The organism is Candidatus Neoehrlichia procyonis str. RAC413, from assembly GCF_000964795.1.
GTDB lineage: Bacteria > Pseudomonadota > Alphaproteobacteria > Rickettsiales > Anaplasmataceae > Neoehrlichia > Neoehrlichia procyonis.
In genome coordinates, this window is the sequence record NZ_LANX01000001.1 from 766,698 (window position 1) to 778,936 (window position 12,239).

Genomic DNA, 12,239 nt, shown 5'->3' on the forward strand with positions numbered 1-12,239 from the left:
TCCTTAATTTTTTACACTAAATATTCTTAACAAGGTATAAAAAGAAATGCAAAAAATGCAAATTTTAAAATAAAAACTAATTATCTGCCAATGTTGATAAGATAGCAAGATTAAGAATTTCAGATACTGAAGCCGACATTTGAACAATTTGCACAGATTTTTCCATACCCATCAAAATAGGTCCAATAACTGATACATTACCAGCTTCCTGCAACAATTTTGAAGATATACTAGCACTATCAAGGTTAGGCATAATTAAAACATTAGCTGAACCAGTAAGACGACAAAACGGATACAAAGACAATAATTGAGGATTAAGAGCCACATCAACCGATATTTCACCATCATATTCAAAATTAACATTACGTTTACTAATAATATTCATACACTCTTTTATTTTCCTAGATTCTTCTTGACAATGACTACCAAAATTTGAAAAAGAAATAAACCCAACTTTTGGATCATGCCCCATTTGTTTAGCCTTAGCAGCAGATTTAATTGCTATACTTACCAATTGTTCAGAAGTAGGACACTTATTAATTGCAGTATCTGCAATAAATATTGTACGATTCTTTAACATTACAATTGATAATCCAAAAACTATTTCTTGTGAACTTATAATTTTTTGTATGTCACACAATGAATCAGTATAGCCCCTTGTTATACCAGTTATTAAAGCATCTCCGTCACCACAAGCTAACATACATGCAGCAAAAATATTACGATCAGTTTTTACATCACGTATACAACTACGATACAAATAACCTTTTCTTTGTAGTTTATTATACATGTAATTTATGTATTCATCATTACGATTTGATATTGCTGCATTTGCTATAATAATACCTTCTGGCTTTTCTTTTATACCAATATTATTAAGACCTTTCATAACTTTATCAGTACGACCCACTAATATCGGAATACCATACCCGTTACTATACCATTGTAAAGCAGCTCTAATAACTTTATCTTCTTCACCTTCTGAAAAGATGATCTTTTTTGGATTACTTCTAACAGAACCATATATTAAATTTAAAGTGTTAGCTGTTGAAGATATCCTACAACTTAGCTCTTTAGTATACTCATCCCAATTTTCTATACCTTTTCTTGCAACTCCTGATTCAATTGCAGCCTTAGCAACTGCTGGAGATACTACAGTAATTAATCTTGGATCAAAAGGCGTAGGAATGATATATTCTTTGCCATAAATCATTTTACGACCGCCATAAGCATCTAATACCTCATCGCTCACAATTTCTCTAGCTAACATAGCAATAGCATTTGATGCAGCAATTTTCATCTCATAATTAACTGATGTTGCATGTACATCCAAAGCACCACGAAAAATATATGGAAACCCCATAACATTATTAATTTGATTATTATAATCTGACCTACCAGTTGCTATAATTGCATCAGGAAGAACTTCTCTAACAAAATTAGGATTCACTTCAGGATCAGGATTTGCTAAAGCAAAAATTATAGGATGCTTGTTCATAGACAATAACATTTCACGATTTAACACATCCCGCACAGACAATCCAATAAATATATCTGCACCAATCATAGCATCTTTTAAGGTTCTATCGTTTGTATCAACAGCATGCTTCATCTTCCATGGATTAACCCCAAGTTGCCTACCCTTATATATAACTCCATTTTGATCACACAATACTATATTATCATTAGGCACACCCACACACTTTAGCATTTCAACACATGCAATTCCAGCAGCACCTGCACCATTAACAACTATTTTGACATTAGAAAAGCTTTTACCAGTAATATCAAGAGCATTAATAATACCAGCTAAAATGATAATGGCAGTACCATGTTGATCATCATGAAATACTGGAATGTCCATCAATTTACTTAGTTCTTCTTCAATAATGAAACATTCTGGAGCCTTTATGTCTTCTAAATTTATTCCTCCCCAACTTAATCCTAAATACTTAACTGCATTGATAAATTCTTCAACATTTTCAGTATTAACTTCTATATCAATTGCATCTATATCAGCAAATCTCTTAAATAAAACAGCCTTACCTTCCATTACTGGTTTAGATGCTAATGGACCTATATTACCAAGACCTAAAACAGCAGTCCCATTAGAAATAACTGCAACATAATTACCTTTTGCAGTATATTCATATACTGCACTAGGGCGAGAGGCTATCTCTAAACATGGAACAGCAACACCAGGAGAATAAGCCAATGATAGATCTTGCTGCGTCACTAAAGGTTTTGTGGGAAGTAAAGAAACTTTTCCAGGTTTACCATATTTAGAATGAAATCTAAGAGCTTCTCTATCTTTCTCCATAAGTTACTACTCTAAATACATAAAAGATGTAACATAAATAACCTTTTCCTACACAGCTAGCAATAGCTAAATATGCAAAAGTCATCAAAATAAAAACAATATCCTTTTAAAATAACAAAAATAATCACTATTAAACTTCTCACATAGCAACTTATAATCAAACTTCTTAAATATTACTTAAAAAAATAGTTATAAAGTTTCTATACTTATTTTCCTTAACATCGATGAAACAGTAAACAATCTCACTGCTATAATGACAAAATCAACTCATTCTAAAAATAACAGCCAGTTATAAACTTATAACACACCTTTTCATCAATCATTAACCCATATTTATAGATAGTAAAAATATAAATTATAAAGCATACATTGACCACATAATAAGTAACATTATATATGGCTTACACTAAATACTAATAAAAGAACATTCAACATTAAGAACCTAATGATATATATATCTTTTATAGATCAACTAATAATAGTGTAATTTATTAAGTAATAGGATTATGTACAAAACCCCATTGATTTACTTTCTATATCTTAATAAGATCGCTAATATAACCATTTAAACTATATATACTAACCTTAAACATACTATTGCTTTATCCATTATATTAGACTAATAAGACAAAAAAATTATTCTATCTTTATAATCAAATTAGACACCATCAATATTTCAGTATATACAACAAAATATCAGACATATAACTTGATTATCTTACAAAGCACCATAAAGCTCATCAAACCTTATAAATAACCCCAATATAAACAACCACCGCAGTTATTTATATAATAGCACCATAAAACTTAGTATGTTCAACTTTTATAGTTATTTACACACATATACTTAAGCTTCATATGGTAAAACCACACAATACATAAAAATAATTCTACATAAATTAACTTACTATCATAGTTTTAATATCATATGTAACACAGCACAACCATAATCTCAGAGACTGTTAAATATTACAAACAAACACTTTTAGATAACTTAAAAGAACTCAATCTGTAAATAATGTTCTAACATAAATAATGGTTAAATAACTTATAAGAATAAATAAATGTTTATATAAATTTCTTACTAATAACTTTTCTAAATATTCTGAACTTTAGTATTACACATACAAGAAGATATTGAAATTAACTCAATATTTCTCGTATGCTGCTCTACTAATGTTTTACTAGTTATATCTTGAGATAAATTTGCATCATTTTTACACACAAATTTCATATTGTCGTTTATTGTCTTTAATGTATTATAATTTAATGAGGTTTTTTGACTACGCTGCAAGCTTTCTCTTAATAAACTCCCCCCCCCCTCATTATTATCATTTTGACAAGTTTCATGCTCTAAGGGGACTTTACGTGTACAATTTGTATCATTATAAAATTGTAATGTACCTTTTGTTTGACTTTTATAAAAAGATAACTCCTCTTTTATTTCTTTATTTACAATAGTTTTTTGTTCAAATATTTCGCTAATATTAGAAGATTTAATATAATTTATACTATTGTGTACATTTTTATCATTTTTTAAACTTAAAGCATTTTCTATACATACATGCTCATTTATTAGTGCAATTTTTTTATTTATAAAAAGCCCACTATTTGTAACAAGCTTATTACGTTTTGAGTCAATCTCACTTTGATCATTAGCATGAGACGGCTTTCTCTTTAAATGATCACTAAAAAATTTAAATAACTGAGGTACCACCTTAACTATAGGTACGCCTTCACTAAAAAATAATAATACTTCTAAAAAAGACTTCTCATAAATATGTGAACCATTCAATAAATCATACATTTCACAATCATTAGCACTATATTTCACATATGAACTAGCATTATTTTTTCTTTTTAACGAAGATATAATAAAAGATATAGGAAAAACACTTATCGCTACTTTAAGATAAGGACATTTATTTAATCTAGAGGACCAAGCTCGTTGACCATAGCACTGTATATTAATAGTTTTTACAAATAATGACATAAGAGCTGTTCGTTCTTCAAAGGTAAACCTAACATCTTGCAAATTATCAAAATTAGTAACCGTCATTGGACAAGCGCCATCTATAACTTGATTTTCCTCAGCAAACATCAAAAATTTTACAAACCTACTACTATAATACCCATCATACATCGTAGGAATAGCATGAGATAAAATACCAGTATTAGGATCAAATACAATAGCTGAAGGAATATTAATTTTTTGACCTGTCTTTAAATCCATTTTATATAATATATCTGCACCCTTTATGTCTATATCCCAAAGTTTATCTACTCTTATTATTTCTGTTAATATTTTGCGTACATTATCCATACTTACGATATTGTAATAATGCCTTGCACCTACTAAATATAAGTTTATCTTTGTACCATACACAAAATTACTTAATATATTATCAGTAATGGATTGTGGAAGAGAAAATCTATCAAAATGACCAAGGGCTGTTTTTTTTGTCATAGGATCATGTGCTATTATAGCAACACATTGCTGTAAATTATGCGTACCTAGTTTTCTTTTACAAGACACCCCTACTTCACGTTGCTCAACAATATATGCATCTTTATCTAAAGGACCTTGCTCTAACTCATAAGCATCGTTATAACATTTTATACTTTTAAATAAATATTCTAACCCCACATGCTTACCTACATGCATTTGCTGATTATGCTCAATATCAATTTTAGATGTATAATATGTATAAAAAAACTGGTAAATAGCACCTAACAATAGATTAGCACTTAATCTATCAAGGTAAGTGGCATTATTAGATTTTATAATAACTTCCTTTTCCCGAATTTTCTTATATACCTCCCCTAATCTCCAATAAATATATGCTAGAAAATTTGCTGCATTTTCGGCACATGGAAAATCTTCAATACTGGAAAATTCTCTTATACTATTAACATGAAAAGAACTATGAATATCAAAAAAACCACAACTTACATATTCATCAAAGCATGCTTCTAAAAGAATTTTTGCTTTACAGTATTCACCTTGCTCTAAATAACACTTAGCAATATAGAAATCTATACTCTTAAAAGTAATATTTTTAATATTTTCTTTATTAATAATATTATAACAAATTAATGCTTCCTTTGCATCACGCAACTTTACAATAGCATCCTGATACATATTTACGTGATAACGTTTAACACCTCTTTTTATTAAATTATCAACATACTCAGGAACATTATTATAAAATTGTATAGTACAAGGTTGAAAAAAAGATTGTATTTTTTTGATTTGTTCACTTAGCACTTGTATATTTAAAATTTGTAATTCCTTTCCATCAACTTTCACTGTTAATACCACACAATATTTTAGCTAAAATTAATTTTACACAAAAAAGATAACATTAAGTTTTATATCTATGTAATTAAGAAATTAACTTTTATTGTTAAAAATATATAACTTTTACTCAAAATTCCAATATATATTTTTAATATTTTAATTATAACTATATTAACATTGAACTCATATTATTACAAGTTATTAATATGTTAATGTATACATATAATTTAATTACACAATCTCCAATTACTGCTAAAAAGAAATATTCTCTTTAAAAAGCTATTTTGTGTTGATTAAAACTATAAAACACAAATATGTTGTACATAATAGTCAACTGTTATGAAGCATAGTTAGACAATAAATACAAGCTTACAACATGTAATTAATATATCAAATTCTTGTTATACAAAAAAAATTGCTTAAATTTTACAGCTCTATAAACCTTATTTATTTTGCATTCTAGTTTCAAATTATATGATAATTCCCATACTAAGATTCACTTAAACTATTATATTTATTACCAAGTTCATAAAATCATTAATTACATCTTGCCAGACCCATCTGTACAAAATTTAACTATTAACTTCACACTCTAACTCATGACACAAATATACTTTAAATAAGCTAGTACTTAGCTTAAATTAGTTGTACAAAATAATTTAGTATCCAACCAAAAATGGCTATTTTAAAAAAAATCATTCATTAAGTCCAATAAATAAGGTTAATACTAAAAATGCCAAGAAATTTATTAACACACAATTTAGCTAAGGAAAATAAGTAATATTAGCCCCATAATTCTTACTATTAAAAATAATTAATACTAAATATACTATTTCATACGCAGATTACATTTACCTAATATTTTTCCTCAAACAAATGTGTATAGCATGCGTGCGTTATATATTAAATATGTATACCTCTTTTACATATATTCAAATGGGATTATAGTATAATTGATATGATCAATATATACGTTTACATTCATCATATCAATCCACCCCTCTATTAACTACAAACAATTATTTACTAATAATATGCAATTTGTTATATATGTTAAACTCACTATTATTATAAATATATATCGGACTAAAATCTCATTAAAAGTTCTTTTTATTGATAATCATAACATAGTGATAATGTTCATATTCTATAAAGTACAAACTATATTAATTATCAATACAATAATTACCTTTGCTGTTTAAATTGCATATTATTAGTAAATAACTTATACTTCAAATTCCGTAATATTCTAATTTAGAAATGTGTATATATTGCAACTTATCTCTATAAACAAGCATTATGGCCCCAATAATTCAGTACCTGTACTATTAAATGCTAATATAAACATTACACATGGGCAGATGATTGCCTTAATTGGAGCATCAGGATCAGGTAAAAGTACGTTATTACAAATTGCAGGACTTCTTGATAGTCCAACATCAGGAAAGGTAATTATTAACAATATTGAATGCTCAACAGCAAACAACAAAAAAAAAACGCTCTTACGACGTAATTTATTAGGATTTGTTTATCAATTTCACCATCTATTACAAGAACTTTCTGTATTAGAAAATGTTATGTTACCTCAACTAATAAAAGGTTACAGTTTTCCTATCGCAAAAAAAAATGCTTGCTCTATTCTAGAACAAGTAGGTTTATATAATAAACAAAAATTTTTAATATCAAGTCTTTCCGGTGGAGAAAGACAAAGAGTAGCTATAGCTAGAGGATTGGTTAATTGCCCATTATTATTACTCGCTGATGAACCTACTGGAAGCTTAGACCCAAAAACTTCAGCAACTGTTTTTTCCTTACTTCACAAATACGTAAAGGAAAAAAATATCTCTGCCCTAATTGTTACTCATAATCATAAATTAGCGCAAAGCGCTGATTCTATTATACATTTAAAATCTCATACAACCCATATAATAAGATAGATCATATTTTTCCCATATTAATTTTTACAAATCAATATAATATCACAGTAGAAAATGCATAAATTACACTACTCAACAACATTATTAATGCAAACTACATAAAGTAGTAATTTTATTATTCTAGCCATATATAAGGTCTGATAAGTCTTAAGAAACTTATCTGAACACTTTGTAAAATAATCAAGTACGTATCTTACTTATAACAAATAACAACCAAGGAAAATATTCTTTGTCATTATCAATTTGGTAAAATAGATAGGCCAATATTATAAATTATACATTAGTATTAAGGCTTAGAAAGTAATTAAATTACATATTCTTTATTTATTGTGCATTATCTTATTATTTAAATAAATTACATCATTGTTAATTGAACGATAAAAAAATATAAATAATCTCATGTATATATTATTTAATAGTTGTAACTTTACTTAGTTTACCAATACTTCTTAGATTATTGCTATAGCATTAAACCACATATAATATTATTTACTCACGTAAAAAATAAATATTGATAATAGTTCATATTATCCTCATAACAATACAAAGCTAATACAGCATTTTAACATTCTGCATATATAATAATAAACACATTGTATAGCAAACAATTTTTTGATTTAAAATATACAATTACTGTACCATGCTTTTAAAAACATTAACACATTTATAAGTAATTTTTTGTTTTATATTTAAAGTTACTTTTATCAATAAACAATTTTTTAGATTACAATCAAAAACTTTAAATATATCACTACATATCATAAAATGTATATATATTTTACTAAAAAATAAAGATATCTTGCTACGTAAACTATAACACGCAATAAAGATCTTATAACAAGTAACTAACAAATATAAAAGACAATCATCATTACTATAACTATAAGTGCAACCTCTTATGTATCTCGTCATAATTAAGATGCATATAAAATGTATTTTTATAACGAATCTTTAGCAAAACCTAAAATTTAAAAGCTATTTTATATTTTTCGCTAACGGATGATATTTTAGCAACACATCTCTCAATCTGTCATTAGCAACATAGGTATAAATTTGCGTTGTAGATAAATTAGAGTGTCCTAACATCTTTTGTATAAAAACAATATTAGATCCATTATTCAATAAGTGTGTAGCAAAAGAGTGTCTAACTTTATGAGGTGATACTATATCTGAGTCCATTCCAGACTTATTTGCTAATTCTTTAAGCAATTGACCAATTCTTTGTCTAGTAATACATTGATCAAATTTCGCACCTGGAAATAACCATTGAGAATCTACATTTTTTTTTGTAATAAACAATTTTCGTATTTTTACATATTCCTTAATACTATCAACTGCAGTAGCATTTAATAAGACTAACCTCTCTTTACCAGATTTACCTCTAATAATCAAATACTTAACTTCTGAATGCTGCTCTTTCAGTACTGAATCTATTTCATAAAAACCAAGATGTGTAAGTTCAGATACTCTAATACCCGAAGAATACAATATATTAATTATTGCATTCATTCTTTTTCCTTCCGGAGAATCATCACTTCCAGCAGTTTTAAGTAACTTTCCAATTTCATCAACACTTAATATTTTAGGAAGTGAAGAAGATATTTTTAATGTATCAAGATACATTGCAGGATTGTAATTTATTGTACGATCACTGTATAAGAATTTATACAAGCTTTTGATTGCAGAGATCTTCCTTGCAATAGAACTAGCTCTATATTTTTTATTGTACAAAAATCTTACATATAAACGCAATGATTCAACACTAGCATTAGTAATGTTTAATTTATTATCATCCAAAAATTTACATAAACCAAGCAAATCAACTTTATAACTTTTGTAAGTATTAAAAGACACATACTTCTCAGCAATCAACGACTCAAAAAAGATATCTAGAAAATATTGATTATTCATTTACTGGTTTATCGATTAAACTTATATTTATTTCCTTCTGCACTTTTGTAGATATAAAACTTGCATTATTGGATATCTTATAATATACAAGCAAGCATAATACCATTATTATAATAACCAATAACATTTTCTTTTTGTATTTAAGATTAATCTTCATTATAAAAAGGAAAAATTACAACTGTTACCAGTATGCACTTTTAATTACTAGTAGTCAACCGTAATGTTCTACATAGAAAGTCGCACTAGCGTATAACAATACTAAAGTCAACACTAAAAATTTTACAATAAATTCTCAACATAAGGCTTACCACTTTACGTTAATCAAAAATTATTATATAACTACATTGCACTACAAATTTACATATAAATAAGTAGTTTATATTGTATATAAAAATAGCTTTATCACAGTTCATACTTGCTTATTGTTATTATTTTACTAATAAAAGGCAAAATCTTAACTATTAAGATTCAATACTAGTTTACGCGCAAATCTTCACAATATTTCTTTTCATCATATTAATTAAAATTCTATTATTTACATAACTAAAAAAACATTATATATATGAGTAATGACTCACTCAACAGTAATATTGTTACATTTATTTGATGATAAAAACTATATATCATCAACAACCCTTGACTCAACTTCATAAATAATATAGCCTTTGATAAGTTATTTATACTTAGTAAGTAAGCATGTTATTAACAATTATACAAATACTTTTAGTTTTCTTATTAGTAGTTTTAGTGTTATTACAACCTCCTGAATCTGACAGTCTGAGTAGTTTTAGTAGCTCACAGTATAATTTAGGATCAATATTTACGAAAAGTTCTTCATCAAGCTTTACTAGCAAGCTTACAGGGGTTGTTGCAGCTGCATTCATCATAAATACGTTGCTTCTAGTTGGAATCAGTTCTAAATCGTTACATGAAAACTCCATTACTAATGAAGCCAGTGTTAAAAAATCAAACAAAACTCCCGATAATAATGAAGAAAAAGTTCCATTTTATTAATAAAGTTACATGTTAAATAAAGGATCTTCTTCTGCACGCTTTATCTTTATTACTGGAGGAGTTGTCTCTTCTTTAGGAAAAGGATTAGCAGCAGCAACAATTGGTGCATTACTTCAAGCACGTGGATTTAAAATTTGTCTAAGAAAGTTAGACCCATACCTTAACATTGATCCAGGAACAATGAGCCCAATACAACATGGGGAGGTCTTTATTACTGATGACGGAGCTGAAACTGATCTTGATTTAGGTCACTACGAACGCTTTACTGGCATTAATGCTACAAAGAATGACAGCATAACAGCCGGAAAAGTATACCACCAGCTACTAACTAAAGAAAGACGTGGAGATTATTTAGGACAAACTGTACAAGTAATACCTCATGTAACAGATTTAATTAATTCTTTTATTCTATATAATGATCAAAACGCAGATTTTATTATTTGTGAAATAGGAGGAACTGTTGGAGATATTGAAAGTCAACCGTTCCTCGAATCAATAAGACAAATCGGATACAAGCTAGGTAAAGATAAAACTATATTTGTACACTTAACCTTAGTACCATATATTAATGCTACAAAAGAACTAAAAACTAAACCAACACAACATTCTGTTAAAGAATTAAGCTCTATTGGCATACAACCAAACATAATTCTATATCGTAGTAAAATGCCATTATCGCAAGAACAAAGCAATAAAATAGCAAATTTTTGTAATGTACTACCTTCAAATATCATACCTGCACTCGACGTAAAAAATATATACAAGTTACCACTTTCATACTATAACTACAAGCTTGATACTCAAATACTACAACATTTCAGCATCAATACCCCTGAACCACAATTAATGCAGTGGCATAATATATTAAATACAATAGCATCATCTCACGAAACATTAAATATTGCAATTGTAGGCAAATACATAAAATTACTTGACGCATATAAATCTCTTATAGAAGCTCTAGAGCATGCAGCTATATATAATAAAGTAAAATTATCTATAAAATGGATAAATGCACGAGCACCAACTCAAATATCAGATTTTGACAATATACATGCCATCTTGATTCCGGGAGGATTTGGAGATGATGGCTCTGAGGGTAAATTATTTGCTATAACTCATGCACGCATAAATAACATTCCATTTTTAGGTATATGCATGGGAATGCAGCTCGCAATCATAGAATTCGCAATACAAGTTGCAAAATTAGAGAATGTAAATTCTACAGAGTTTGATCTTAACTGCAAAAATCCTGTAATAGAAGAGTTGCCAAAGGTACACCAAAATAATCAACATCATATGAGTGGTAACATGAGACTAGGATCTTATACTTGTCACCTTACTCCTAACTCTAAAATTGCATCTATATATAAAAAATTAATAATTCAAGAAAGGCAAAGACATAGATATAGTGTTAATCTTAAATATGTAAATATTTTACAAAAGCATGGTTTAACTTTTACTGGTATCTCAGAAGATGAAAAAATTATGGAAGTAATAGAACTACCTCATCATCCATGGTTTATCGGAGTACAATTTCATCCAGAATTTAAATCTAGCCCATTTACCCCACATCCTCTTTTTTATCACTTTATCCGTGATGCTCTTATTTTAAAGCAGAATAAAAATTCTTAAAATAACATTTTTGTGAATAGCTAAAAGATTATAACAAGTATCTATATCAATTTTACTATGAGTTACTCACAATAAAAAGTATGTGGTTAAAAAAGATTTCAACTTATCTATTATGACAATC

At 27.7% G+C, this 12,239-nt stretch carries 6 protein-coding genes; 3 read left to right on the forward strand and 3 right to left on the reverse strand.

Annotation, left to right across the window (positions count from 1 at the left end; all coding sequences use genetic code 11):
• Positions 1 to 76: 76 nt before the first annotated feature.
• The gene (locus NLO413_RS02815) at positions 77 to 2,320 is read right to left on the reverse strand and encodes an NADP-dependent malic enzyme (RefSeq protein ID WP_045809001.1); all 2,244 of its coding nucleotides are present in this window, start codon (positions 2,318 to 2,320) and stop codon (positions 77 to 79) included.
• 1,096 nt (positions 2,321 to 3,416) lie between these two features.
• Entirely contained in the window at positions 3,417 to 5,630 is a 2,214-nt protein-coding gene (locus tag NLO413_RS04905) for a hypothetical protein (RefSeq protein ID WP_198138896.1), read from the reverse strand.
• A 1,253-nt stretch (positions 5,631 to 6,883) separates the two neighbouring features.
• Between NLO413_RS04905 and NLO413_RS02825 the strand changes: the two genes are divergently transcribed.
• The gene (locus tag NLO413_RS02825) at positions 6,884 to 7,558 is read left to right on the forward strand and encodes an ABC transporter ATP-binding protein (protein ID WP_045809002.1); all 675 of its coding nucleotides are present in this window, start codon (positions 6,884 to 6,886) and stop codon (positions 7,556 to 7,558) included.
• A gap of 975 nt (positions 7,559 to 8,533) precedes the next feature.
• Here the strand turns inward: NLO413_RS02825 and NLO413_RS02830 are convergent.
• The gene (locus NLO413_RS02830) at positions 8,534 to 9,469 is read right to left on the reverse strand and encodes a tyrosine recombinase (RefSeq protein WP_045809003.1); all 936 of its coding nucleotides are present in this window, start codon (positions 9,467 to 9,469) and stop codon (positions 8,534 to 8,536) included.
• 696 nt (positions 9,470 to 10,165) lie between these two features.
• Between NLO413_RS02830 and secG the strand changes: the two genes are divergently transcribed.
• On the forward strand, positions 10,166 to 10,483 hold the full coding sequence (gene secG, locus NLO413_RS02835; RefSeq protein WP_045809004.1) for a preprotein translocase subunit SecG: 318 nt from the start codon (positions 10,166 to 10,168) through the stop codon (positions 10,481 to 10,483).
• Positions 10,484 to 10,492: 9 nt separating this feature from the next.
• Positions 10,493 to 12,118: a CTP synthase gene (locus NLO413_RS02840; RefSeq protein WP_045809005.1), complete on the forward strand. Its 1,626-nt coding sequence runs from the start codon at positions 10,493 to 10,495 to the stop codon at positions 12,116 to 12,118.
• Positions 12,119 to 12,239 lie beyond the last annotated feature (121 nt).

Excerpts from the sequence above, each read along its gene's own strand:
- NLO413_RS02840 (WP_045809005.1), top strand. The coding sequence starts at position 10,493 with ATGTTAAATAAAGGATCTTCTTCTGCACGCTTTATCTTTATTACTGGA.
- secG (WP_045809004.1), top strand. The coding sequence starts at position 10,166 with ATGTTATTAACAATTATACAAATACTTTTAGTTTTCTTATTAGTAGTT.
- NLO413_RS02830 (WP_045809003.1), bottom strand. The coding sequence starts at position 9,469 with ATGAATAATCAATATTTTCTAGATATCTTTTTTGAGTCGTTGATTGCT.
- NLO413_RS02815 (WP_045809001.1), bottom strand. The coding sequence starts at position 2,320 with ATGGAGAAAGATAGAGAAGCTCTTAGATTTCATTCTAAATATGGTAAA.